Here is a 25,212-nt window from a genome sequence, read left to right as displayed (position 1 = left end):
TCACGGCACGGTTTTTTGGCTCCGCGGCAGGACCGCGCAGCTATTCTCTTGCGGTGAATTCCCCAGCATCCGGCACCGCCGCGGCCTCTCCGAAATCCCTGCGCCTCACGGGCACTTCGCTCCAGCTCGAGGACTTCTTGCCTCTCCTGCACGGGAGGAGCTTTCGGCTGGAACTCGATCCTTCGGTCTACCCCGGCATCGAGGCCTCGCGGGCGATGGTCCAGGCGCACGTGGACGCGGGCGACGTGGTCTACGGGCTGACGACGGGTTTCGGTAAGCTCAAGAACGTCGCCGTGCCGCGCGCCGACCTCGTGGAGCTTCAGCGCAATCTGATCGTCTCGCACTGCGTCGGCATCGGTGAGCCCATGCCCGTTCGCGAGGTGCGCATCGCCCAGGTGCTGCGCCTGAATAGCCTCTTGCGCGGCGTGTCCGGCGTGCGGCGGGAACTCGTGGATCACCTCGTGGACGTGTTCAACCGGGGCTTCGTCCCCGTCATTCCCCAGCAGGGATCCGTCGGAGCCAGCGGCGATCTCGCGCCGCTCTCGCACATGGCGGCCTCGATGATGGGGTTCGGTCGCGCGCAGATCGTGTCCGCCGACGGCACGGCGTCGGCGATCATGGGTGCGCGCGAGGCGCTCGATCGCGTCGGGCTCGCGCCGCTGGAACTCCAGGCCAAGGAAGGGCTCGCGCTGATCAACGGCACCGAGATCATGAAGGCCTCTGGGATATGCAGCGTCCTCCGCGCCACCAACCTCTCGAAGTCGGCCGATGCCATCGCGGCGCTCGCGATCGAGGCGCTGAAGGGCAGCATCCGGCCGTTCCAGGATCTGCTCGCCCAGCTCAAGAACAACGAGGGTCAGCGACGCACCGCCGCGAACGTGCGCGCCTGCCTCGCGCATTCCGAGGTCCTCGCGAGCCACGTCGACTGCGATCGCGTGCAGGACCCCTACTCCCTGCGCTGCGTGCCGCAGATCCACGGCGCGTTCAAGACCTGCCTTGCCCACGTCAAGGATGTGCTTAGCGGCGAGCTCAACGCCGTGACGGACAACCCGCTCGTCGTCCCCGAGACGGGCGAGGTCTTCAGCGCGGGCCTCTTCCACGGCCAGCCGCTCTCCGTGATTCTCGACTATCTCGGGCTGGGAACGTGCACGCTCGCGAACGTCAGCGAGCGCCGCATCGAGCAGCTCGTGAACCCCGACCTCTCCGGGCTCCCCGCGTTTCTTTCGCCCACCCCGGGTCTGCACTCGGGGCTGATGATCGCGCAGTACGCGGCGGCGGCTCTCGCCTCGGAGAACAAGGTGTACGCGCATCCCGCGTCGGTGGATACGATCCCCACGAGCGCCAACCAGGAAGACCACGTATCGATGGGGGTGACGGCGGCCCGCAAGGCGCGCATGATCCTGGACAACGTCGAAGCGGGCCTCGGGATCGAACTCGTCTGCGGAGCCCAGGCCCGTGAGTTCACCAGGAGCCTGCGCGCGGGCCGCGGGGCGGAAGCTGCGTACTCGGCGATCCGCGAGACGGTCGAACCACTGGAGGGCGATCGCTACCTGCAGCCAGATCTGGAGGCGGCGCGCGACTGCATCGCCAGCGGTTACCTCGTCGAGCGGGTGGAAGCCGCGATCGGGCCGCTGCTTCCCTGAGGTTCTCGTCTCAGCTGGCCTCTTGCCGGAGGCGCGCTTCGAAGGCCTCGAAGTCCGTCGACTGCATCCATGTGGCCCGGTCTTCTTCCGAGGCGATGAGGCCGCCCGCGGTCCAGTAGTTCATCAGCTGCTTGACGCGACCGACGGCGCCCTTGGGCCGCGCGCCCATGCTTTTCAGCGTGTCGTGGTACTCGATCAGGAAGGCCGCGGCCTCTCTCCTGGAGACCTCGCGGCTGGTGAAGATCCACGGGCTCTTCAGCGCGCCGCGGCCGACCATGACGAACGCGCAGCCGGTCTCGCGGCGCATGCGCTCGAGGTCGGCGTGCTCCCAGGCGCTGCCGTTGCCGGCCACCGGGATCGAGACGGCGTTCACGGCGCGCTCGATGCGCGTCCAGTCGACCTCTTCGCAGTAGCCTTCCCGGCGCGTGCGGCAGTGGATCGTCAGCATCGACGCGCCGCCCGCTTCGGCCGCGCGGGCCAGCACCTCGACGTCGTCCGCGTGATCGAAGCCGGCGCGGATCTTGGCGGTCACCGGCGCGCGCCCTTCGGCTCCCTCGACGGCGACGCGCACCGTCTCTTCCATCGTCACGGGGTCCTTCAGCGCGGCAGCGCCCGCGCAGCCCCGAAGCGCTCCCTTCGCGGGGCACCCGAAGTTCAGGTCCACCACCGGAACGCCGAGGTCGATCGCGTTGCGCACCGAGCCGCGGACGCCTTCCAGGTCGTTCCCCATCAGCTGGAGGCCGACCGGGATCGGGAATCGATCGGCGCCGAGGTGCTTGCGCATCTCCGACTTGGAAACCGGCCCCCGAATGACGCGCACGAACTCCGTGAAGGCGCCGCCGAGGTCGCTGGCCGCGTGGCGCTTCAGGACGTGCCCCCGGAACGAAGGCGCCGTGACGCCCTCCATGGGGGCGAGCAGCCAGGGTGCGGTGAACGGAAGGCCTTCATGCACAGGCGCCGCCAGCTGAACCTGCGCCGCCAGCTGAACCTGCGCCGCCAGCTGAACCTGCGCCGCCAGCTGAACCTGCGCCGCCAGCTGAACCTGCGCCGCCAGCTGAACCTGCGCCGCCAGCTGAACGGGCGCCGCCAGGCCAGCGTTCGCCGCGGGAACCCCGCGAAGGGCCGTGGTATCGGATGGGGTGCTCACGCGGCCCCTATCTTAGTCCACAGACCGGGCTCGGAACGATTAGACTCCGCTCCATGTGGACCCAATCCTCGGCGCTGGATCAAAACTGGGCGGAAGCGTTTCCGCTGATCGACGTGGAAGCGGCGGCGCGCCGCATCGCGGGGCGGGTGGAGCGAACGCCGCTCGTCCCGTTGCCGAGTCCGACCCCGGCGCTGGAGATCCTCGGCAAGCTGGAGAATCGTCAGCTCACCGGTTCCTTCAAGGCGCGCGGTGCGCTCAACAACGTCGCGCAGCTGCGTGAGGCCGAGCGCCAGCGCGGCGTCGTGGCCTCCAGTTCGGGGAACCACGGGCTGGCGCTCGCCTGGGCCGCGAGCGCGAGCGGGGTTCTCGCGACGATCGTGATGCCGAAGGACGCGTATCCGAACAAGATCGAGGCGTGCCGCTCCCACGGCGCCCAGGTGGTTCTCGCCGAGGACCGCTGGAGCGCGGATGACATCGCGAAGGAGCTGGCCGACAGCGGCCTCGTCTGGATCCACCCCTACGACCGCGCGGGCACCGTCGAGGGCGCGGGCACCGTGGGGCTGGAGATCGCGGAAGACGCGCCAGAACTCGACGCCGTCGTGGTCTGCGTGGGCGGCGGGGGACTCTCCGCGGGCACGGCGCTCGCGCTCCGGCGGAAGCTCGGCCACCACGTCGTCATCATCGGAGCCGAGCCCGAGGGCGCGGCGGCCATGGAGGCGGCGCTGATGCGCGGCGAATCGGTCCGTCTCGCGACGATCACCAGCGAGATCCAGGGACTCACGACGCCGTACGCGGGCCACCTCAACGTGGCGATCAACTCGTCGGCGCTCGACGCGATCATGACGGTGCCGGACGGCGAGATCTACGCGGCGCAGCGCGTCCTCGTCAACGAGGACCCCGCGATCGGCTGGGCCGCCGAGACCGTCGAGCCGGCCGGGGCCGCCGCGTTCGCCGTCGTTCGTGCCTCCTGGTTCGAGCCTCGCCTCCGTCAGATCATGGTGGCGCGCGGGATCCGGCGTGCAGCGGCGCCGAGCCTGCGCGTCGCCGTGACCATTTCGGGCGGAAATCCGGCGCCGCTTCAGCTCGCGGGTCTTCGGTCGTGAGGGGGGCTCTGGGCCAGTGGCGCCTGGTCGCCTCGGTTCTGCTGCTGGCCGGCGGTGTGCTGCCCGCGTGCGGCGGGTCGTCCGATTCGAAGGGCGCGGCGCAAGGTTCCGCTCTGGGTTCCGCTCTGGGGGTCGAGCCATGGGGCCTCGCGGACACCGGACAGGATCAACCGTCGGGCGCGGTCGATTTCGGCGCGTGCGACACCGTGATCGTCATCGCGCTCGACAAGGTGATGCGCTCGGAGTGGATCGATCGCGCGGGGGCCGTCGCGACGCCGCATATCGAGTCGATCGTCGCGGGCGCGATGAAGGTCGCCGATGCGATCGTCACGTCGACGGCGGGCAACGCCGCACTCGCGTCCCTGCTCACGGGAAGGCACGTCACCGAGCACGGGATCGTCTCGCTCCGCGATACGGCTCGACAGACCCTGCCCGAGTCGGAGCGGACCCTCGCGATGGGGTTCCACGACCTCGGGTGGACCACGATCTTCAGCTCGGGCAGCCCGCTGCACGCGCGCGGGTTCTCCGGTTTCGACCGCGGGTTCGATCACTACGAGGCGCCGCGGCTCTCGGAGGAGTCCAGGCTCGCGGCGGCCACGGGCAACGGAGCGCTCGTGCCGTTGAGGGCCGCGCTGGCGGCGCAAAAGCCCGTGTTCGCCCTCGTTTGCTTCGACGACCTCACGGCGCGCGCTCTCCGCGCTCCTTCCCCGGAGGCGACCGTGCCCTTTGTCCGAGCCCGCCTCGGTCCCCTGGCGCGCGAGAGAGCGGACATCGAGGCAGGGCTGCGCTCCCTCGACGTCGATCCGGCGAAGGCGCTGGCCGATCTCGCGCAGCTACTGGCTCGGGCGCGCGGTAGCGAGGCGTCCTCTGCCTGGAACATGGCGCTCCGCGATGCCTACCTGTCGCTCATCGACGACGCCGTGGGCGAGATCTTGAACGCCGTCGAGGCGGCGGGCCGCGCCGAGCGAGCACTGGTGGTCGTGACCGGACTGCGTGGCACGCTGCCGCCAGGGTATCGGCACGAGTCGGGTGCGCTCTTCACGGCCGATGCCATTCGGCTGCCGATGGTGATTCGCTGGCCCGGCGGCGTGGGGCGAGGCGAGATCGTGGAGGAAACCGCCTCCCTTCTCGATCTGCCCCACGCGCTCGATGACGCGTTCGGCCTGGATCTCGGCGAAACGGCGTATCGCGCGGCGGATCTGAGCGTCGCTCCCGGCCCGGCGTTGCCCGGGAACGCACTCGTCGTCGAATCGCAGCGCCAGCTCTTCGCAGCGGTGGGCGGAGACATGCACGTGGAACGCTACAGCAACGGCCACGTCGTCGTCTTCGATCGCGAGGGCGGCAAGGCTCGCCAGGCGGACGAAGCTCGTGTGGCGCAGTTCACGGAGGAGCTTCAGGACTTCGTCGACGAGGCGACGGCCTTGCGCGTGACCTTCAGCCTCCGGGATCCGGATCCGAGGCTCGACATGGAGATGGCCTGGGAGACGGGCGACGGCGCCGTGCTCCAGCCCGGGGAAGATCGGCCGGCGGTGCGCGGGAAGGTCGAGTTCCCGGGGGCCGATGGCGGGCGGAGGGAGGCGGCGCTGGCGCTGACCGAGCGCGACACCGCCCTGCGGATCCGCCTGCGGACGCCCGGTCGCGAGATCCTCGATCCGCCGGGCAGTCTACCGCCGACGCTCGGGCCGAGATCGGTGCGGCTCGGGACCTCGTCCGGTTCGACGTCCCTGGCCAATCTTCCGGTGATGTTCGCACCGCTGGACGACGTGGGACCCCGGGCTCAGCCCGATGCGTCGCCGGAGGAAGCGCCGCCGGCTCGCCTTCGATTCGAGCGCGCGGACGGGCTCTACTGGACGCTCTTCGTGGACGCGGGTCCTGAAGGCGCGGGTCCTCAGGGCCCGGATGCTCAAGGCTCAGGTGACGGGGGCGCAGAGACCGAGGTCTTGCTTTCGGTCTGGCCGCCGCGGCATGTGTCCGACGCGCTCGAGGTCCGCGCGGGAGGAGGGACGCGCAGCGAGCCCGTTCCTGGCCGCCTCGACATGGTGAGGATCCACGGCGTCGCGCCGCTCGTCTGCCGGGTCAAGAAGCTCGCGAAGGAGGACTTCCTCGTGGCCTGCTGGACGCCCGAGGGGTTTCTGGCGCCGACGGAGATGGAGTTCCACGGACTGCGCCTCGCCGACCGTCAGGCCTTCGAATTCACGCTGTTGCACTGGCAGCCAGCGGCGTCCGCCGCGCTACCGAGCCTCGACCCGGCGCTCTTCCGTGCGGGCGGGGACGCGGGCGGCGACGTGGCCGCTTCTCCCGATGGCGGCCCTTCGTTCCTGATCGAGCGCGTCGAGTTCGGACCCCTGCCCACGCTCTTCTCGCCCCCGGACGCCAGCGATGCGGCGGAACTCGTGCGCCTTTCCCCCGGCGAGTGAAGCACGACCCTCTGCCGCTCCATCGTCCTCCCCTGCTGTATCCTCCGCCGCAGTGAAACGCATCATCCTCTGTCGGCCCGCAGGGCCACGCAACATCGGTTCGATCCTCCGGGCCGCCCTCAACTTCGGGCCTGCGGAAATCGTCATCGTGGCGCCGGCGCGACCCTCGCTCCTCATCCACCCGGACTTCGAGCAGATGTCCCACGGGGGCGAGGGGAGCCGCGAGACGATCCAGGTGGTCGACACGATCGAGGAGGCGCTCGTCGATTGTCACCACGTCGTCGCGTTCACGGCGCGGGCGCGTCACAAGCAGCTCCGCGTCAACTGGCGCGACCATGCGCCGAAGCTCCAGGAGATCGCGGACAGCCCGGACGAGCGGCTGGCGCTGGTCTTCGGCAGCGAGGAGAGCGGGCTGACGCGCGAAGAGGCGGCAGCCGCCACCGAGATCGCGCATCTCCGGACCGCGCCGGCTCACACGTCGCTGAACCTGGCGCAGGCGGTGACGGTGGTGCTCCACAGCCTCTTCACCGGCAACGAGGTGCACCAGCACGAGCCGAAGCCGAAGCGCCTCGATAGCGGCTCGCGCGAGTTCCTGAAGCAGAAGATGCACGCCGTGTTCACGAAGGGCGTGGCGCGGACGGAGTCGGCGGCCGAGGACATCGGCTCGATGATCGACCGGATGTTCACGAGGGCGCCGATGGAGCCGCGGGACGCGCGGGCCTGGCACCTGATCCTGCGGGCGATGGGGTCCGAGGCGGAACCGTCCGAGTTCGGGACCCCGGCCCAGGAAAAGGGCGCCCGGCGGAAGCAGGCGCTGGAGCGCAGGCGACGGCTCGACGGCGAGCCGCCTGCGACGGATTGAGCGTCTCCGGGCGGGCGTTCGAAGCCCCTGGCATGGGACCGGCCCCGAGAGAATGAAGATCCCGCCTTACCTTCCGGCTCCGGCGTCCTAACCTGCTCGGGCGACCCCAGCCCATGAGGGGGTCGCGACAGACGCCATGGTTTACCTCAGCAAGATCTACACCCGCGCCGGCGACGACGGCATGACCCAGCTCGGGGACGGTACGTCGCTTCCCAAGCACCACCTCCGCGTCGCCTCCTACGGCACGTGCGACGAACTTTCGAGCGTCCTCGGGATCGCGATCGTCACGATGGCTGGCGTCCAAGGGGGCGAAGGCGACTCCGAGGCGGTCAGCTGGCTCAAGACGATCCAGAACGATCTCTTCGACGTGGGCTCCGATCTCTGCGTGCCCGGGGAGGCTGGCGACAAGCTCCGGATCACCGAGGGCTACGTGAAGAGGCTGGAAGGCTGGATCGACTCGGTCAACGCGAACCTGGAGCCGCTGCACTCCTTCGTGCTGCCCGGTGGCAGCGCCTCGGCGGCCTGGCTGCACCTCGGGCGCACGACCTGTCGTCGCACCGAGCGCTGTGTGTCGGAGCTGGCGGCCGCCGAGGAAGAAGGGCGCGTCAACGCCGAGGTGCTGCGCTATCTCAACCGGCTGTCGGATCTCCTGTTCGTGATGGCCCGCGCGGCGAACGACGGCGGCAAGGACGACGTTCTCTGGGTTCCCGGTAAGAACCGCTGAGGGCGGGCCATGGCGTTTCCCCTCGATACGGTGACGAGCGCGGAGTGGGTGGCCGAGGTCGAGCGTGACGTCGTCGCGCTCCTCGCCGACCACGCGCACTGCGAGCTGAAGGCGGCAGCCTCCGCTCACTCGCTCATCGCGAAGAATCCCGAGCACCACGATCTTTGTCGCGCGTTGACCGAAGTGGTCATCGAGGAGATGGAGCACTTTCGCATCGTGCTGGCGGAGCTGGAGTCGCGCGGCGGGACGCTGGGGGAGCAGTCCGAGAACACGTACGCGGCGAGGCTCCACAAGGGCTCGGCCGGTACGCGCAAGAGCCTCGTGCTGGACCGGCTCGTGATCGCGCACCTGATCGAGGCGCGCAGCCTGGAGCGCTTTCACCTCCTGAGTCACCACGCGAAGGATGTTCGCCTGCGCGAACTCTTCGCGGAGCTTCTGCCGTCCGAAGCGGCGCACCAGGGGATGTACGCGAAGTTCGCGCGCCAGCTCTTCGGACGCGAGGACGCGGAGCAGCGCATCGCCGAGCTGCGGGCGCTGGAAGGCGAGGTCATGCGCTCGCTCCCGCCGGGGCCGACCGTGCATTCGGGCGATCCGCTGCGGACGGTCGCGGTCGCTGGCTCACCCGCCGCGCCATGAAGGCCCTTCACGTGACCCTCGAAGGGCGCGTGCAGGGCGTCGGCTTTCGCTGGCACACGCGGGCCGAGGCGCGCGCGCTCGGGTTGAAGGGCTGGGTGCGGAACCTCGACGATGGCTCCGTCGAAGCGCACATCCAGGGTGCGGAGAGCGCGGTTCAGGAACTGCTCGACTGGCTGCGCTCGGGGCCTTCGGGAGCGCGCGTGGATGAATGCCTGGTGAAGGACGCGTCACCTGCCGAGTTCCTCGGCTTCGAGATCCGCTGAGCGGAGGGGTAGCGCTACATTCGCGTCCATGCTTTCCATGCTTCTACTCCTGTCGCTGGCGCCTGCGATCGTCTCCCAGGAAGTCGCTCCGACGGCCGTTCCTGACTCGAGTGCGCCGCCCTCGGTGACGCCGGGATCGGTCACGCCGGGATCTGTGACGCCGATCGATCCCAGCGTTTGGACCACGCCGGGTTCTCGCATCCCGGACGTCGAACTGCCGCGGGTCGACGGCCAGGGCCTCGTTCGATTGAGCGACTACGAGGGCAAGAGGCTCCTGCTCCTACAATTCGCCTCCTGGTGACAGGGGTGCCGCGTGCACGTGCCGGTCTGGCACGCCAAGACGAAGGCGTTGGTGGAGAGCGGAGACCTCTTCATCGTCGGGATCGTGCAGGAGCAGCATCCCGATCGCGCTGCGCTCTACGCGCAGTGGCAGGAGCTGGACTTTCCGCTCCTCTGGGATCCGTTCGGAGTGACGGGGCTGAACGTCGTCCCCGTGGTGTCGGCGATCGATGCGAACGGGGTGGTGCGCATCGGGCGGCCAGATCCGCGCAAGTTCGACGAGCAATTCGTTGCGGAGTTCATGGGGGCGGAGTTCCCGAGTACCGAGACTCCGGCGGCGGGCGGGTTCGTCGTATCCGCGCTCGCAGGTGGCGAAAGCGGGCAAGGGAGAGCCATGGCTCGCGTTCTTCTCGAGGGCGTCGGGCCACACCCGTTCAGGCACGAGGCGCTCGATGCTCTCGGGGCACTGACCAGCTATTCGGCGACGCCGTTCGATCGGTTCTCTGCGGGCGTGGCGCTTCGTCTGCGCCACGACAGCGCGCAGGCCGAGCCCGGTGATTTCCAGAGAGCGCTCGCGCTGTGGAGTTCGGCGCTGCACGCCGAGCCGAACCAGTACATCTGGCGACGAAGGATTCAGCAGTGGGGGCCTCGCCTCGACAAGCCGTATCCATTCTACGACTGGATCGGGACCGCTGCGGCCGAGGTGACCGCGCGGGGGGAGACGCCGGTCCAGGTGCGTGCGCAGCTCTCGGGGTCGGAGGTGGCGGACAAGACGCGGAAGCTGCCGGGTTCGCGCGTGGGCACAGCGCCTGACGGCGCGGAGGCCGTCGCACAGGAGCCTGATCCGCGCGGGGAAGTGACGCGGGACCTGGAGTCGATCGTGGGCCTCGAACTCGCCGTGGCCCAGCACACGGCGTCAGCCGGTGGGAGCGTGCGATCCCCGCTGGGTTCCTCGCGGGTTCACGTGACGCTGCGCCCGGCAGAGGGCGCGAAGTGGCCCCTCGACGCGGAGCCGCCCGTCGTCTGGCTCGATCTGCCCGAGGGCTGGGATGCGGCGGCCCCGGGCTTCCGCTTTCCGATGCCGAAGGAAGGGCAGACCTCGGGGCCTCTCACGGCCGACTTCGAGATCTCGACGCTTCCGATTCCTCTCGGCCCGCCGGACGAATCGGCGGCGCTTCCCGAGAGCGTTCTGCCGGCCTACGTGGTGTACTCAGTGTGCCAGAGCGACGGCACCTGCATCTTTCGGCGCCAGGAGTTCCGGATCGAGGTGACCTTCCCGGCGATGCCTGACATGGGACCCCCGCCCGAATCGGGTGATGACGACAAGGACTGAATCTACATGTGGACCGTCTCCCGTTCTGCCCTGGGAACGCTTGCCCTGGCCTCGTGCGTCAGTTCGATGCCAGGCCGCTCCGACTCGCCGCGCGCCGTCGTTCGAGGCCCGATCCCCACGCGGGTGATGCAGCCCGCCGGGATGATCTTTCCGATCCCGCGGCCTCGCCGGGCAGCGGTCCTCGACTCGGGCGAGCTGGAGCTGCGCACCGACCTCACTTACTCGTCGGTCTTCGAGAGCCGCGGAAGGCTCGCCAGCGAGGCACGGTTCGACGGAGAGATCGCGCGGGCGTCCGCACAGCTGGCCTATGGCGTCGGTGGCGGCGCCGAGATCACGATCGAGCCCAGCGTGATCTTTGCCTCCAGCGGCTTCCTCGATCACATCGTGAACGACTTCCACCGATTCACCGGCTTCGCCGGAGGTGGCCGGGACAGGGTGGAGAACGACCAGTACGAGATGCAGTTGGCCCGCGACGGCGTCATCGCATGGTCGCTGGAGGAAGATCAGATCCTTCTAGCCGATCTGCCGGTGAGCTGGACTCAGGTGATCCGCGAGGAAGATCAGGACGGACCGACCCTCTCGGTGCGCGTAACGGTGGAACTACCCACCGGAGACGAGGATCGCGGCAGTGGAAGCGGTGGGCTCGACGTGGGGGCCGGTGTCCTTCTCGAGCGGTCGATCGGCCGCTGGACCTTCACGGGGGGCCTCGATGGGATGCAGGCGGATCAACCGAAGCGGTTCCGTGATGCGGGCATCACGGTGCGCTCTCTCTTGCTCGCGAGCGGAGGCGTCGAGTACCGCTGGTCGAACAAGACCTCGCTCCTGTTCCAGACGGTGCTGCAGATGCCGCTGACCCGCGATCTGCCGTTCGAGGAGATCAACAAGGAGATCCTGGATCTCGGCTTCGGTATCAGCCGGGACCTGTCTCGAGGGACGAGGCTGATCCTCTCGTTTCACGAGGACGCGGTGGCGGCGTCGGGCCCGGACGCGTCGGTCTACGCGGGCCTCGTGTTCAGCTGGTAGCTATCGGGTGACCGGCGTCTCGTCCAGTAGCGCGGAGAGCGCGTCCGCGTGGGCAACTCCGTCGCGTTCGCCGATCTCCATCAGCAGCTTCACGTAGTCCTCCTGGAAGAGGATCGTGGAGAGCAGCTCCTGGGAGCGCGACTTGCGCGTTCCCCAGCGCCGCGTCAGGAACCGGAACGTTCCCGGCAGACGCGGCTCGAAGTCGTTCGCGAGTCGCGCGATGTCCGCGGACGGGCGGATGAGGAGGGAGCGCAGCGGGCGAAGGGCCCCACGCTTCTCTGGCGGGAGCTTCTCGAGCAGGGAGTTGATGCGATCGAGCTGGTACGCGTCCTGGTCTAGCACGTCGAGGAAGGTCGCGCCCATCAGGCTCCCGAAGATCTGGGCCGCGCGAGGTGGCCCATCGAAGCGCCTCTGGTCGGCCTCCCTGCCCGTGGGTCGATAGCGCGTCGAGATCGCCAGCAGTCGATCTGCGCCGAGATGGATCACCGGGGCGAGGGGGGCGGTCAGTCGAATGCCGCCGTCGCCGTACCACTCGCCGTCGATCTGGACGGGCGGAAAGAAGAGCGGCAGCGCGGCTGACGCGAGGATGTGATCCACGGTCAGGCGCTCGCGCTGGCTCCGTCGAAGCGGACGCTCCCAATCGATGATCTCCTGGCCCATGCAGAAGGAGATGGTCTGGCTGGTCGAGTACTTGAGCGCGACGAGGGCGACGGCCTTGAGGGAGCCCGAGGCGAGATTGGCCTCGATCCCGTCGAGTTCGCGGCCGCCGAGTGCTTGCTCCAGAAAGCGAGAGAGCGGGGAGGAGTCGACCATGCCCAGCATCGGGTCGAGCGTCGGGGCCCAGCCGATCGCGAGGCGCATGCCGATACAGAGCGTTCGATAGAGGAGCGGCAAGCCCTGCGTTTCGAAGACGCGATCCACGTCGATCGCGTTCCAGAGCTCGGCGAGGGAGGCGGTTCGTTCGGCGAAGGTGCCCTTCTGCGAGCTCAGATGCGCCGCGTTGATGGCCCCTGCGGAGATGCCCGTGATGAAGGGTACGTCCAGGTCGGGATGGGAGTTCGCCAGTCCCTTGAGCACACCGACCTGGTAGGCGGCCCGCGCCCCTCCGCCGAAGAGCGTCAGACCGAGGCCATGGCGTTCATGAAGGCGCTCATGGGGCAGGGCGTCCGCTCCGGCCGTCGGGCCGACGGGGGCGGTCGCTCCGTCCCTCTTTGATTCAGTCTGGATCTCGGTCATGGGAGACCGCCATGGTAGGGCCACGGGGTTCCAGGTGCTCATCCCTGGTTTCGCGCTCATATTGGGCCTATGGGACGGGACGGTACGTCATCTCGGGCCTCCGGACACTCGGAGCGCCGCACCCGATCCCGGGGTGCGATAGGCTTCCTTGCAGCGACCGCCGTCCCATCATTCTTCGACGCCACTTGCACGATGCGTATTGTCACCATTCTCATTCTCATCGCCCTGGCGGCGGGAGCCTACATCGTCAGGTTTGCCGGGAGCGACTCCAAGAAGGTCGCTCCGGAGCCAGCGATGTCGGTGGCCGAGGCTGCTTCGGAGGGCGGTCGTCGCCCGGAGGAGAACGCTCGATCCGCTGAATCCGGAGTCCCTGGGAGCACGGCGCCATCGGCCGCAGAAGACCTTCCCACTGCGTTCCCGGCGGAGCTCAAGCGCAGGAGTCGTGATCTGGGTCGTGATCTGGGTCTTGAGCCGAGTCGCGAGCCGGGCGGTGAGCCGGGCGGTGAGACGGGCCGGGCCGTGTCCGATGGGTCCAGCGAGCCCGAGGTGGCCGAGGTAGCAGACGTCGAGGCCGAGCTTCCGAAGATCGAACCGTCGCGTCGCCCTGTGCGTGAGATCGTGATGCCCTCACGCTCCCCCGCGGACGAACCCGCGGTCACCGAGTCTGATCTAACCGCCGCGGAGGAAGCGGACGCGGCAGAGCCTGCCGTCTCCAGTGTTGTCGCGGTCGACCTGGAGAAAGCGGTGGAGCCGGCAACCCTGGAGGCACCCGCTCCCGACCTCGAAGATCCGGCGGGCGTGCTGACCGCCGGGACCGAGACGAGTCAGGGGGACGCGAGTGAGGGCGATGCTGGCCCTCTGCTGAATACGATGAGCGGCCTTCGGGGCTCGGTGTTGGATAGCTCGGGCCGGGCCGTTCCCAGGGTCAAGATCGATGTCCTCGACACATCGACGGGCGAGGTGCTTCGCGCACTCGATGCGGGCGTCGACGGCATCTTCGTCGCGCAGGATATCGCTCCCGGCCGGTATGCGCTGGCCGTGCGGAAGTCGTCCGTTCCGCTCGGCATCTCGGCTCCATTGGGGGTCGAGGTCTGCCGCACCGGTGACGAACCCGCTGGCTACGGGTCGGTTTGCGTGGACGTCACGAACATGGGGGAGCCAGCGACGGCAGAGATCGTTCTGCCGCTCTCGTCCGGGATCCAGGGCACGGTGCTCGGCCGGAGCGGCCAGGCCGCGGCGGATGTCCTCGTGCGCGCTGTCTCTAGAGTGCCGGGGTTCGAAGGCCAGCGCGAGATCGCGTCGACCGACGGCGAGGGCTTCTTCTTCATCGGTCTCGTGCCGGGGCCGTACGAGCTGCAGGTTCTTCTGCCCGGGGAGGGACAACCCGAGGACCTGACGCGGACCATGGAGATCGTCGCCAAGCCCGGATCTGCGCTGTTTCTCGAGACGGTGGACTTCAGCAAGAAAGCGAAGGACCAGAGGAGTTCCAGCGTGATTCCAGCGGCTGCTCCCACCGAGAAGGTGGCGTCGGTGACGGACGTGATCGTGCTCCCCGCGCTCCCGACGCCTCGTCTGGGCGGCGAACCGCCGATGCTCGCCGAGGATGCCACGCGTTCTTCCGTCCCGGTGGAGCCCGTGTTTCGGCGCGACGAGATTCATCTGGGAGGCCATCCGAAGGATGACCAACCCCAGCCTTCGGATCCAGAAGTGGTAGTCCCGGAAGAGGTAGTCCCGGAAGCCGGCCCGGAAGCGGGCCCAGAAGTGGGCTCGGCCCGGGGAACCGTCGAACTGCGCGGCCGGATCATCTCGAAGTGGGGAGAGTCGCTCCCGGCCATGGGCGTGCTCGCCGAGACGCCGGACGGAAAGGTCGTGGAGATGACCCAGACCGACGACTCGGGCAACTACGTGTTGACCAGCGTGCCGGTCGGAAGCGTCATCGTGAGGGTGGCGCGCGACCTGGAAATCAATCGCGCGGGACCGGGTGGCACCACGCTTCTGAAGCGGCCGGAGCCGCTCGAGATCCTGACGTTCGAAGGCCAGAAGCGCGTCACCCTGGAGGACGTCGTGGTCGACGTGCGTCGCGTCTATCGACTTTCGGGCAAGATCAAGATCGCCGAGGAGGCCTTCCAGGAATTCAAGAAGACGATTCGGCCCGTCGATCGCGGGAGGGACTTCCTGACCGAAGAACAGTTCCGACGCGCCTACTACCGCGGCCTTCGCCTCGTCCAGAACAACCGCGGCGCTGCGGCGGGTGGAACGCGTCCGACAACGGTCCGCGGCCAGATGATTCCCATCGCGCCGGACGGCACTTTCGTATGGACCTGCACGCTGCCGGCGGACGATATCGTGCTCGTGCTGGAGTCCCGTTCGGGTCGAGAGGGCGGAGGGTACCGCGGCCCGATCGGCATCCCGATCACGCCGGCAGGCGTGCGTCCGGCGACGATCGAGATCACCTACCCTGCTCTGCCCGACGACGCACCGAAGGAGGCCGACCTTCCCGATGCGAGCGATCTGGAAGACGCCGAGGTGCGCGAGGTCGACTTCAGTTCACCGGCGGCAGCTTCAGTTCCCGCCGAAGATGCTCCGATCGCTCCGATTCGTTGAGCATCCGAACCCGCCCTTCGAACCACGAAAGGGGCGGAAGGCCGGTTTCCGCGCGCTGCTCGTCCGTGGTCGACGGGTCGAGTCGATAGATCTGCCAGTTCCCCGTCACCGGGCTGTAGGAATACTGGGTCCCGTACTTCTGGGGCAGGTCCTGGGTCATCGCCTGTCGGTCCACGGCCTCCCCCGCGACCGGTAGTCCGCGTCGGTCGCCCATGATGGCCGCGCGTCGACCGAGGGACTCGGCCATCAGGAGCTGGTCCATCTCGCTGGATCGCACGAGGATGGCGCCGGCGTAGAAGTGCTCCTCGGCGGTCTTGAGCTCACCGGCCTCGGCGCGCCGCATCATCTCGGCGTAGCGCTCTTCCTGGCGCCCGGCCGTGGCTTCAAAGACGGCTGCCGATCCTCCGCGGCGATCCATGTCGCGCGTCATGGCGCTGTACATCTCGGAGGGGGGGGCGTCCAGGACGACGCCAGGCGTCGAAGCACAGCCCGAGGTACCGAGCAGCAGTGCGCCCAGGAGCAGGGTGGTGGCGATCGGGGCGGCGGCGATCGAGAAGGGAGAGACCATGGCCGCTATCTCAACCGCTTCGCGGGTCGGTGTCGAGCTTCGCCCTCCGTTGCGCGGGAGGCGTCAGCCGCGCGATCGCTGGATCGAGACCTCGAAGGCGCCGCCGCCTCGGACCTGGCGAATCCCGGAAACGCCGAGACCCTGGGCGTCCGAACCCCTGAGCCAGCGCTCGATCCCGGGGCCGAGGACGGGGCGCCCTCCGTGGCTGCCGTAGCCCTTCCCCGTGATCACGAGGACCTTGGACTTGCCGCCGGCCCTGCAGCGCGCCAGGCCCGCGCCCAGGCGCCGCACCGCCGATTCGAGCGAGCAGCCGTGGAGGTCGATCTCGTGCTGAGCCCCGTGGTCTCGACCGCTCCTACGGATACCCCGGCGCGAAACCTCGTCTTCGAGGTCGTCATGATGCTCGAACTTGGCTCTTCTTCGACGGGATCGCATGGGGGAGTTTCTCCCCTGGAATATCGTCTTCGGTAAGCTCACTCTCCACAGGCATTCCGCATTCACCCCCAACCCGAGAAGTCCGATGACCCGCATCAAGATCGCCCTTGCCGCCCTTGCCGTTCCGTTCCTCATGGCGTCGTGCGTGACGGATCGCTCCCAGGAGTCCGCCGAGACGATGGAGGTCAGCACGGACGAGGTGGTCGAGGAGCTCGACCCCAACGATCCTGACGTCATGCAATGCCCCGTCACGGGAGCGTTGCAGCGCAGGAGCGATACTGATGGGTCGACCCACGGCGACGGCGTCGATATGTAGTCTCACGGGTCTGAAACCCAGATCAGTCGCCCAGCGCTGCCGCGATGCAGGCCACGTCGACGATGTCCTCGGCCGAGCAGCCCCGCGACAGATCCATGAACGGCCGCTCGAGCCCCTGTACCAGGGGCCCGAGCGCCGTCGCGCCTGCGAGCCTCTGCGTCAGCTTGTAAGCGATGTTGCCGGCGTCCAGATCCGGGAAGATCAGCACGTTCGCCTGGCCGCCCAGCGGCGAACGCGGCGCCTTGCGCTCGGCGACCGACGGCACGATCGCCGCGTCGACCTGGAGTTCCCCGTCGCAGGAGAGTTCCGGCACCCTGGCCTTCAGCATCTCGTAGGCCTCGCGCACCTTGGTCACGTCCGGGTGCTCCGCCGAGCCCTTCGTCGAGAACGAGAGGAGCGCGACCTTCGGCGTCTGGCCCGCCAGTCGCCTGTGGCTCTCCGCCGTGGCGATCGCGATGTCGACGAGCTGCTCCGAGGTCGGATTCGGCACCACGCCGCAGTCGCCGTAGGTCAGCGTACGGTCCGCCATCACCATCAGGAAGCAGGACGAAACCGTCTTGAGCCCCGGCTGCAGACCGATGACCTGAAGCCCCGCGCGCAGCACGTCGGCCGTCGCGGCCAGGGAGCCAGCGACGCCGCCCTGGCAGTCGCCCGAGGCCACGAGGGCCGCGCCGAAGAACAGCGGATCCAGCATCTGCGCCTGGGCCTCTTCGAGCGTCAGCCCCTTCTTCTTGCGCCGCTCGGCGAGGTGCTTCGCGAACGCGTCCTTCGTGCGCGGATCGCGCTCGGGATCGATCACGTCGACGCCGGGCGGCGCGGCGGCCATGCCCCGGGCGGCGACGAGCACGGGCTGGACGAGCCCCTCGCTCTTCAGGATCGTCGCCGCGCGCAGGACGCGATCGTCCGCGGCCTCGGGCAGGACGATGCGCGCGTTCTTGCGGCGCGCGCGTTCGCGGATCTCACGCAGTACGTCCATGGGGGCTCAGGCTGGCCTGACGCTGTCGAGCACGTCCTGGGGAATGTCGAGCTGCATCCGAAGGATGGCGAGTCCGTGGGTTTTGCCCTGGGCGTCGGTCTTCAGCGAGGCCGAGCCGCCGCCCCCGAGGCTGTCCTCGAGGAGGAAGTTGAGGACGCGCATGTTCGGCGCCTCGAAGCGCTCGACGCCGCCATGGTTGATGCCCTTGAAGTGCTCGCGCACGACGTCTTCGGTCAGGGCTTCGACGAGGAAACGGTACGCGGCTTCCGAGTGCGCGATGACGCCGACGTTCGAGCCTTCGCCCTTGTCGCCGGAGCGAGCCGACGCGATCGCTTTGAGTTCAGTCTTTGGCATGGGAATGGAGGGGGCTGGGCGATCAGGCGCTGAAGACGGAAACGCGGGTCTTCACCTTGTCCTTGGTGAGGAGCGCGGGCCAGTAGCCGATGATCTCGGCGGCCTTCGGGCGGCCGCCGGCGAAGCCGGTGATGCCCGGCGGGCCGCTGGTGACGAGCGGCACGAGCTCCGAGCCGAAGCGCGCGACCTTCGCCTTGTCCGGGCCCTTGACGCCGAGGCGCAGGACGACCTCGGTCGGCTGGTCGGCGTTCGGGATGTCGATGCCCTCGTGGCACACGTTGGCGCCGACGAACTCGACGAGCCTCTCGTCCTCCGCGTAGTCGAAGCCGTCGTAGCTCAGGCGCTGCCACACGATCTCGGCGGCGAGCTTCGCCTTCGCGAGAGCGTCCGGGCCCGACACCGTGAGCGATCCGACGGACTTCCATCCGTCGCGCATGCTCATCGACACCTTGTAGGTCGGCGTCGCCTCCGTGCCCTTGACGCCGCTGATCCGCACGCGGTCGTTTCCTTCGTCCTCGATCTCGAACGAGGTGAAGTCGGCGACCACGTCCGGGGTGATGTAGTTCGCGGGGTCGCCCATCTCGTAGGAGAGCTGGTGGACGACGGTGTCGCGCGTCACGCGACCTCCGGTGCCCTCGTGCTTCGTCACCGTGAAGGTGCCGTCGGCGAGCGCCTCGACGATCGGGTAGCCGATCATCGCCATCTTCGGGATGTTCTGCCAGTCGGTGTAATTGCCGCCCGTGCACTGGGCACCGCACTCGAGGATATGCCCCGCGACGGTGCCGGCGGCGAGCTGGTCGAGGTCCTTCTCGGTCCAGCCGAACTCGTGGATGAGCGGGCCGAGCACGAGACCCGGGTCCGTCCCGCGCCCGGTGATGACGATGTCGGCGCCCTGGTCGAGGGCCTCGGCGATGGGGAACGCGCCGAGGTAGACGTTGGCGCTGGTCACGCCGTCGCGGACCTTGGACAGCGGCTCGCCCGTATCCATGTTCTTGAACGCCTCACCGCTCGCCATGAGCTCGTCGAGGTGCCCGAGGATGTCGTCGCCTTCGACGACGGCGACCTTCACGTTCAGCCCGTGCTTACGCACGACCTCGAGGACTGCGTCCTTGCAGGCCATCGGGTTCACGCCGCCCGCGTTCGCGACGATCTTGACGCCCTTCTCGACGGCCTCGGGAAGGATGCGATCGAGCAGCTGCACGAAGTCCGTTGCGTAGCCCATCGAGGGATCGCGGCCCTTGAGCTTCTGCATGATGCTCATCGTCACCTCGGCGAGGTAGTCGAGCGTCAGGTAGTCGAGGGGACCTTCTTGGATCAGCCGTACGGGGCCGAGGATGGAGTCTCCCCAGAAGCCTTGTCCGTTGGCGATGAGGACCTTGTCCTTGCGTGTCATGGGCGTCCTTGGTTGGACGGTCTCCGGGGTCGGAAACCGGGTTTCGGGGGGAAGAGTCTAACCAGTTCCGGGGTTCGAGACCTAAAAAGGCCCACGGGGTACGGCACGGGTGTGCCCCATCCCCTCGCCACCGCCATGAGCCAGACCCTCCTCCTGACGGGCTTCGAGCCCTTCCTCGACGTGGCCCTCAATCCGAGCGGGGAGATCGCACGGCGGCTCAACGGGCGCATTCTGGAGAGCCCCGGCGCACGCATCGAGATCCACGGGGCGGTCCTCCCCGTCAGCTTCGCGCGCGCTCCGGAAGCGCACGCCGAGGCCCTCCGCCGCCTCGACGAGCCTCCGGTCGCGATCGTCTCGCTGGGGGTCCATCGCGGCCCGGAGTTCCGCCTGGAGTCGAGGGCCGGCGCTCGCTTCGGCAGCGGCCAGCCCGACAACGACGGCCTCGTGGGGGCGGAGATTCGCCTGCCGGGGCCGGAGATCCGCGAGACGCCTTTCGACCTCGCTTGCTGCGCAGCCTGGCTCCGCGAAGCGGGCGCAGCCTCGGTGATGGTCTCCAGCGATGCGGGCGGCTATCTCTGCGAGCGCGTCTTCCGCGCGGGCCTCGACGTTCCCGCCGCGCCCGCGCTCTTCCTGCACATTCCGCCCGTCGAATCCCTCGGCGTGGAGGATCAGCTTCCGGTGGTCCTCGGTTTCCTGCAGCGGCTTGTGGCCGATCTCTGAAGCGCGAGGTCCCGGGAACGCGAGCGGGCCGCGCCGGAGAGGGATCTCCGGCGCGGCCCGCGCACTCTTGGACTCTCTCGAATCACTCGGTCGTGACGGTGTTCTTCACGGAGCCGGACATGGCCATCTCCATGCTGATCTCCATCTCCTGGCCGCCCATGGCCATGTTCATGCCCATGTCCATGTTCATCTCCATGTCAGCGTTCATCTCGAAGCTGTGGATCACGCCCTTGGACATGTTCCAGAGCAGCTCGCCGGTGCCCGAGTAGGACATCTCGACGTCCACGTGGTCGATGCTCATCTCGATGCCCTCGGGCATTTCATCGCCCATGGACTCCGCGGCGAGTTCTGCCATGTCGGCCGAAGCGTCGATCTCCACGTTCAGCTCGATGACCGCGACCTTGACGCCGTCCACGTCACGGGTGCCGACGTATTTGCCGGTTGCGCTGCCTTCGAGGAGGTCCTCGAAGAACTTGCTGAAGTCCGTCATCATCTCGGGGTCCATGCCGCTGCCTGCGGCCTCACCGTCGATTTCCATCTCCAGCTTGAGGTTGCCGCCGGGCGAGAGGATGTCGACGAAGGCCGAAAGATCGATGTCGTAGGCGTCGCCCTCGGCGAGCTCTTCCTTCGGCAGGAGGCCGCGCAGGTCCATGTTCTCCTTCAGGCCTTCCAGAAGGTCGACGTCTCCTTCCTCTCCCTCGGCGAATGCGATCTCGTATTCCTCGGTCTCGGCATTCCAGGTGAAGACGACGGTCGATCCCTCGAGGGGGGAGCTGCCGCTGCCGTTCGGAGACTGCGCCTGACCGCCCGCGTTCACCTCCATCTCGAGGTCGCTACCGATCGCATCGAAGGTGCGGGCGAGCTTTTTGGGCTTGCCGTCCGCCATGCTCACGTACTCGTCGGTCACGGTGACCGACTGAGCCATTTCCATCGACATCTCCATTTCCGGCATGGGGCTCGGACCGCCGTTCATGAGGGCGGTCATGTCGTCCATCTCCATGGTCGTCGTGGTGGTGAACGTCTTGGTGACGGTGACGCCCTCGGCGGGGGTGAAGGCGATCTTGTCCGTCGAGCTCCCCGAGAAGCCGACGAGGAAGGAGAGGGCCACGGCCGGAACGGACAGGGTGGCAGCGGTCTTGAAGAGTGTCATGGGGTGGAAAGCACAGGGTGGAAGAGCAAAGGGAGAGAGCACGCTGGGCGCACCCGCCGGGGTGCCACGCGCTCGCTCCTCGTTCGGCAGGGATTGCGCCGGACGGTCCGTAGACGCCTCATAAATCTGCTGCAACTTTCCTTACAGAGGCGTTCATGTGGGGCTCATGGGGCTCCGAGGAGGGTTTCAGGGGCAGAGACGGGGGGTCCCACGGGCTCGAACGAAGGCAGCCCGCCCCTCCCTGGACCCGAGGGGGTCGCGAGGGAGGGGCGGGCTGCGCGCTGGAGGGGCCTATCCGATTTACTGGAAGGGAACCTCGAGGCCGTTCGTCGTGTTCGACGTCGGAGCGCCGCCCGACGAGTCGCGGAACCAGCGCTGGAAGTTCCAGGTGGTGCCGGCCGTGATGACGGAGGCGTTCGTGCTACCCGTGAAGTCGAGCTGGTAGAAGCTGGTTCCGATCAGGTCGGACTGGGTCACCGGAAGGCGGAAGGTCGAGCCAGCCACGCAGAGGGTGCCGTCGCTGCTCGGAATCGATGCCTGGATCTGCATGCTGCCGAAGAAGAACAGGCCGAACGAGGTGGACGGCATGCCAGAGGCGAGGAGCGTGAAATCGTTGTCGGCCACGGCGTAGCTTCCGGCCCAGCTGATCGATGCCACGGCACCCGTCGAGTTGGGGTTCGCGGTGCAGTAGTTCGACGGCTGCGGGATGCCGCTCGTGAGAACGGTGATCTCGATATCGTCGATGGCTGCCTCGACGATCGAGCCGGTGCCCGAGTCATCGGCGACGAAGCGGACCTGCATGTTCGCCGTGGGGGCGACCGCAAAGCTCAGCTCGATGTCCGAGCGGATCCAGCCGCCCTCGGTGCCAGGACCGGACGGGCCGACCTGCTCCGCGTTGGACCAGGTGGCACCGCCGTCGTTGGAAACGCCGACGCGGAAGACATCCGCGTTGGGTGCGCCCCCCTGGTCGTTGGAGTACCAGCGCCAGTACGTGAGGCTCACGCCCGCTGCGCCGCTCGCGTCGAAGATCGGCGAGACGAGGGTCGTCCGGCCGCCGTCAACGTCGTTGGCACCGACGGCGCCGCCGACGGCACCCTGGCCCGTGAACCAGCAGTTCGTTCCTGAGGCGGTGTGGTCGTCCTCGGGCTGGGCCGCGGTTCCGACCGGGTTACCGAGTTCCCAGAGGCCAGTCGTCGCGGTGTCGCCAGCGAAGCCCGACGTGAAGCCGCTCCCGCCGTTCTCGAATTCCGTCACGAGGACAGGGGTCAGCGTGCCGACCTTGAAGAACAGCGGACCGTTTGCGCCTTCCTCGGGGAAGGTCTCGGTGTTGCCCTGGTTGTCCGTGGCAACCACGTAGTACTGGACGACGGCCGGGTTGATGCCGCCGGCGATCTGGCCTTCGAAGGTCATGCCGCCGACGTTGCTCATCAAATCGCTGACGAACGAACCGTTGCCGGTGCGGGAGAAGAGCTCGACGCTGGTGAGCGTCGTGCCGAGGTTCATCATCGCGTCGGCCTGGACCGTGTAGTCGGCGGCCGGGGTCGTGACGTTCGGAAGCTCGGTGACGTTGCTGAGCGTGATGAACGGCAGGTCGAAGCCCGGGAAGCCCTGGGCTCGGAAGCCCGCGTCGATGACCGAGTAGTTCGGCGTACCGTTGTTGATGTTGCCATCGTCGTCGTCCAGCGTGAGCCACTGGGTCTCGATGATGGAGCGGATCTGCGTCTGGTTGTAGCTGTTCATCCAACCCAGGAACAGGTTGTCCGCGACCATGTCACCCATGGCGTTGCCGAGGGCGTTGTTCAGGTTGACGCGGATCTTCCAGGCTGCGCCCATCCAGACCTCGCCGTCGGAGTGAACGCCGCCGTAGCAGCCCGGGTTGGAGTCACCGCAGAACTGACGGGTGTTCGTGCCGGTGCGGACGCTGCCGCCGCCCGTGCTGAAGAAGCGGCCTACGACGGGGTCGTCGTAGGCGTACATCGCGAAGACGTCCGCGTTGCCCTCGCCGATGCCGTCCGAGCCGTTGCCGGTGCCGTAGCGAACGTTCAGCCAGTGGCCCATCTCGTGGGCGACGACGGTCGAGAACGCGGTGTTGTTGCACCCGCCGCCCGCGCTGTAGAAGTTGACCGAGCTGCCGTTGTAGAAGGCGTTGCAGGTGCTCGAGAGGTTGACGTTCGACACGGCGCGGAAGTCCGCGGTGTTGTCCGTCGGGAAGCGGTCACGGATGAAGTCGCGCAGCACGTTGATGTGCAGCTGCGAGTTGGCCTGCGACGTGACTCCCTGCGTCGGGGACGGGTTCATCAGCAGGTCGTTCTGGACGTTCGGCTGAACGTTCGTGAACGTGATGGTGTAGTCGGCGCCCGTGTCGTTACGGACGTCCGTGAACTGACCGAAGTAGTCGACGGTCAGGTCCAGCGGCGTGTTCACGCCCACGAAGTTGAAGTTGCCGTCGCGGTCGGTCTCGACCGTGCCAGCGCTGTTGCTGACGACGCGGATGCGGGGCATCGCGAGCGGCACCGGCGGGTTGGCGGCGCGGTCGGCCGTGAGACCCGGGGTCGCGTTGGAGCTGATCGTGCCGCGGACGTCGAAGTTGTGGATCGTGTTCTCGGACTTGAGGATCCCGTTGCCCTTCGCGTCGACGCTGTAGAGTCGTCCGATGGGCTGCTCGCCCTCGGCTTCGAACATGGCCTCGACCTGCCAGGCGAGGGCCCAGCGGCGGGTTTCGCCGCCGTCGACGAAGGCGTGAACGAGGCGCTCGGAGCCTTGCACCGTCGGCTCGACGCCGAACTCGGCCTTGAAGGCCTGGGCGGCGACGAGGTTCGCGAAGCCCGCGCCGATGGTGGCGCGACCGTTCGGGCTCTCGACTTCCGGAGCGGCCGTCGTGTGGATCGAGAGCAGGCGGCCCGAGGTGTCGAACAGGACGTTGATGGCGCCCGATTCGACGGGGACGCCGCCGATTTCCTGCTGGAAGCGGACGGTGATCTTGTCGTTAGTGTTGCCCTGACCCAGCGGGAGGTAGCGGAAGCGCTCCTCGACCAGCTCGGCACCGTCGACGAGGTGCATGTTGCGGGTCTGGTTGATCCAGTAGCGACCGAGGGCGAACCAGTCAGCGGCCTCGGAGGTGTTCGGCTCGAACGGAGACTGAGCGTTGCCGCCGTAGAGCATCTCCAGCGTGCCGGTCATGGGGTTGGTGGCCATGTGCCACGAATCACCGTGGTTGGCCTGCCAGTTCGAGAGCTGGACGTCGGGGCTCGACGAGAACTGGGCCGGAGCGCCGAAGGAGCCCGTCTGGGCGCTGGCGCTGATGGCGAAGAGCGCACTCACGAAGAGCGAGCCGGAGGTTCGTAGAAACATCGCTGGATTCAGTTGGGAGAAGTGAAGCAGATCTTGCGCCGTGGGCGCCCGATCGGCCGCTAGCCCGTGGTGCAGCGCTTGGAGCGCCAGAGTCCGCGGGGTCGCAGGGCAGAGTCGTTGAGAAGAGAGCATGGCCGGCCCGGAAGCCCAGGCCCGTCCATCGAGAGGCAGAGACCCGCCACCCCGTGGATTGAGGTCGCGTGAATCTGGTGTGAGGACGCTCCGCGGACCTGTTTCGGTTCCGTTCTAAAACAGGACTCGTACGGGCCAGACGGCAATGAGGGACAGATCCCCGCAGTCTGACGCCATAACTTGCCCGGTTTACGAGGACTGTGCGTTGCCCCGGCCCCGCATCTCTCCCTTCGTCCCTCTTTTGCGCACGCGCCCCTGGGATCCCCGTCCCGGCGCGGCTATTTCTTCCGGTATGAACATCTCGATCGAATACTGCCTCCAGTGAAACTTCACCGCGCAAGCGGCCGGTCTGGCCGCTGAGATCCTCACCACGTTTCCCGACGCCACCATCGAGCGGATCGAGAGCAGCGGGGGCCGTTTCGAGATCCAGCTCGACGGCAAGCTCATTTTTTCCAAGGCCTCCCTCGGCCGTTTCCCGGCCTACCAGGAGATCCCCGACCTCCTGATGGAAGCGGCCATGTAGCGTCAAGCGCCGTAACTCCTGCCC

22 protein-coding genes and 1 pseudogene are annotated in these 25,212 nt (G+C 67.9%); 14 read left to right on the top strand and 9 right to left on the bottom strand.

The genetic code is table 11. From position 1 onward, the window contains the following. Positions 1-53: 53 nt before the first annotated feature. Positions 54-1,643, top strand: a complete 1,590-nt coding sequence (hutH, locus tag Poly30_RS21835; RefSeq protein ID WP_419190489.1) for a histidine ammonia-lyase — start codon at positions 54-56, stop codon at positions 1,641-1,643. A gap of 10 nt (positions 1,644-1,653) precedes the next feature. Here hutH and Poly30_RS21830 read toward each other — a convergent pair whose 3' ends face one another. After that, positions 1,654-2,790 carry a tRNA dihydrouridine synthase gene (locus Poly30_RS21830; protein ID WP_145202367.1) on the bottom strand — a complete coding sequence of 379 codons (1,137 nt, stop codon included), beginning with the start codon at positions 2,788-2,790 and terminating at the stop codon, positions 1,654-1,656. Positions 2,791-2,843: 53 nt separating this feature from the next. Between Poly30_RS21830 and Poly30_RS21825 the strand changes: the two genes are divergently transcribed. From Poly30_RS21825 to Poly30_RS21785, 9 genes are all read left to right on the top strand, one after another. Further along, positions 2,844-3,893, top strand: a complete 1,050-nt coding sequence (locus Poly30_RS21825; protein ID WP_419190488.1) for a threonine ammonia-lyase — start codon at positions 2,844-2,846, stop codon at positions 3,891-3,893. Then, positions 3,890-6,310 carry a sulfatase-like hydrolase/transferase gene (locus tag Poly30_RS21820; protein ID WP_145202361.1) on the top strand — a complete coding sequence of 807 codons (2,421 nt, stop codon included), beginning with the start codon at positions 3,890-3,892 and terminating at the stop codon, positions 6,308-6,310. The genes Poly30_RS21825 and Poly30_RS21820 overlap by 4 nt, the downstream gene beginning before the upstream one ends. Positions 6,311-6,362: 52 nt before the next feature. Continuing rightward, positions 6,363-7,172: a TrmH family RNA methyltransferase gene (locus Poly30_RS21815; protein WP_419190487.1), complete on the top strand. Its 810-nt coding sequence runs from the start codon at positions 6,363-6,365 to the stop codon at positions 7,170-7,172. Between the two features lie 136 nt (positions 7,173-7,308). Next, positions 7,309-7,896 carry a cob(I)yrinic acid a,c-diamide adenosyltransferase gene (locus Poly30_RS21810; RefSeq protein ID WP_145202354.1) on the top strand — a complete coding sequence of 196 codons (588 nt, stop codon included), beginning with the start codon at positions 7,309-7,311 and terminating at the stop codon, positions 7,894-7,896. Between the two features lie 9 nt (positions 7,897-7,905). After that, on the top strand, positions 7,906-8,532 hold the full coding sequence (gene miaE / locus Poly30_RS21805) for a tRNA isopentenyl-2-thiomethyl-A-37 hydroxylase MiaE (protein WP_145202351.1): 627 nt from the start codon (positions 7,906-7,908) through the stop codon (positions 8,530-8,532). Continuing rightward, the gene (locus Poly30_RS21800; protein ID WP_145202348.1) at positions 8,529-8,795 is read left to right on the top strand and encodes an acylphosphatase; all 267 of its coding nucleotides are present in this window, start codon (positions 8,529-8,531) and stop codon (positions 8,793-8,795) included. Before miaE ends, Poly30_RS21800 begins: the two co-directional genes overlap by 4 nt. 28 nt (positions 8,796-8,823) lie before the next feature. After that, entirely contained in the window at positions 8,824-9,096 is a 273-nt protein-coding gene (locus Poly30_RS21795; RefSeq protein WP_145202344.1) for a hypothetical protein, read from the top strand. Between the two features lie 12 nt (positions 9,097-9,108). Then, positions 9,109-10,407 carry a hypothetical protein gene (locus Poly30_RS21790; RefSeq protein ID WP_145202341.1) on the top strand — a complete coding sequence of 433 codons (1,299 nt, stop codon included), beginning with the start codon at positions 9,109-9,111 and terminating at the stop codon, positions 10,405-10,407. Between the two features lie 6 nt (positions 10,408-10,413). Beyond that, positions 10,414-11,430: a DUF3187 family protein gene (locus Poly30_RS21785; protein WP_145202338.1), complete on the top strand. Its 1,017-nt coding sequence runs from the start codon at positions 10,414-10,416 to the stop codon at positions 11,428-11,430. On the opposite strand, the gene Poly30_RS21780 is transcribed toward Poly30_RS21785, so the two are convergent. Beyond that, on the bottom strand, positions 11,431-12,666 hold the full coding sequence (locus Poly30_RS21780; RefSeq protein ID WP_419190486.1) for a patatin-like phospholipase family protein: 1,236 nt from the start codon (positions 12,664-12,666) through the stop codon (positions 11,431-11,433). It lies immediately after the preceding gene. A 192-nt stretch (positions 12,667-12,858) separates the two neighbouring features. Between Poly30_RS21780 and Poly30_RS21775 the strand changes: the two genes are divergently transcribed. Then, positions 12,859-15,270 carry a carboxypeptidase-like regulatory domain-containing protein gene (locus Poly30_RS21775; protein ID WP_145202332.1) on the top strand — a complete coding sequence of 804 codons (2,412 nt, stop codon included), beginning with the start codon at positions 12,859-12,861 and terminating at the stop codon, positions 15,268-15,270. Here Poly30_RS21775 and Poly30_RS21770 read toward each other — a convergent pair. Next, positions 15,209-15,838 (bottom strand): hypothetical protein, encoded by a 630-nt coding sequence (locus tag Poly30_RS21770; RefSeq protein ID WP_145202329.1) that lies wholly within the window; start codon positions 15,836-15,838, stop codon positions 15,209-15,211. The two genes, Poly30_RS21775 and Poly30_RS21770, sit on opposite strands and share 62 nt — an antisense overlap. Before the next feature lie 63 nt (positions 15,839-15,901). Beyond that, positions 15,902-16,273, bottom strand: a complete 372-nt coding sequence (locus Poly30_RS28805; RefSeq protein ID WP_419190485.1) for a Smr/MutS family protein — start codon at positions 16,271-16,273, stop codon at positions 15,902-15,904. A gap of 85 nt (positions 16,274-16,358) precedes the next feature. On the opposite strand from Poly30_RS28805, the gene Poly30_RS28800 reads away from it, so the two are divergent. After that, positions 16,359-16,589 carry a hypothetical protein gene (locus tag Poly30_RS28800; RefSeq protein ID WP_419190484.1) on the top strand — a complete coding sequence of 77 codons (231 nt, stop codon included), beginning with the start codon at positions 16,359-16,361 and terminating at the stop codon, positions 16,587-16,589. Between the two features lie 22 nt (positions 16,590-16,611). On the opposite strand, the gene pta is transcribed toward Poly30_RS28800, so the two are convergent. From pta to Poly30_RS21750, 3 genes are read right to left on the bottom strand one after another with little or no spacing between them, the layout of a single operon-like run. Further along, positions 16,612-17,565: a phosphate acetyltransferase gene (gene pta / locus Poly30_RS21760; protein WP_145202323.1), complete on the bottom strand. Its 954-nt coding sequence runs from the start codon at positions 17,563-17,565 to the stop codon at positions 16,612-16,614. A gap of 6 nt (positions 17,566-17,571) precedes the next feature. Then, entirely contained in the window at positions 17,572-17,919 is a 348-nt protein-coding gene (locus tag Poly30_RS21755) for an AtuA-related protein (protein ID WP_145202320.1), read from the bottom strand. Positions 17,920-17,941: 22 nt separating this feature from the next. After that, the gene (locus tag Poly30_RS21750) at positions 17,942-19,312 is read right to left on the bottom strand and encodes an acyclic terpene utilization AtuA family protein (RefSeq protein ID WP_145202318.1); all 1,371 of its coding nucleotides are present in this window, start codon (positions 19,310-19,312) and stop codon (positions 17,942-17,944) included. A 135-nt stretch (positions 19,313-19,447) separates the two neighbouring features. On the opposite strand from Poly30_RS21750, the gene Poly30_RS21745 reads away from it, so the two are divergent. Then, entirely contained in the window at positions 19,448-20,032 is a 585-nt protein-coding gene (locus Poly30_RS21745; RefSeq protein ID WP_145202316.1) for a pyroglutamyl-peptidase I, read from the top strand. 82 nt (positions 20,033-20,114) lie between these two features. Here Poly30_RS21745 and Poly30_RS21740 read toward each other — a convergent pair whose 3' ends face one another. Together Poly30_RS21740 and Poly30_RS21735 are read right to left on the bottom strand one after the other, a co-directional pair. Next, on the bottom strand, positions 20,115-21,182 hold the full coding sequence (locus Poly30_RS21740; protein WP_145202313.1) for a hypothetical protein: 1,068 nt from the start codon (positions 21,180-21,182) through the stop codon (positions 20,115-20,117). A 300-nt stretch (positions 21,183-21,482) separates the two neighbouring features. Beyond that, positions 21,483-24,533 (bottom strand): hypothetical protein, encoded by a 3,051-nt coding sequence (locus Poly30_RS21735; RefSeq protein WP_419190483.1) that lies wholly within the window; start codon positions 24,531-24,533, stop codon positions 21,483-21,485. Positions 24,534-25,005: 472 nt separating this feature from the next. Between Poly30_RS21735 and Poly30_RS21730 the strand changes: the two are divergent. Then, positions 25,006-25,188 (top strand): annotated as a pseudogene (locus Poly30_RS21730) (SelT/SelW/SelH family protein); the annotation flags it as partial. Between the last annotated feature and the right edge of the window lie 24 nt (positions 25,189-25,212).

Origin of the sequence: Saltatorellus ferox (assembly GCA_007751475.1) — a bacterium.
Classification (GTDB): domain Bacteria; phylum Planctomycetota; class UBA1135; order UBA1135.
This window is presented reverse-complemented; position numbering and strand designations above follow the sequence as displayed.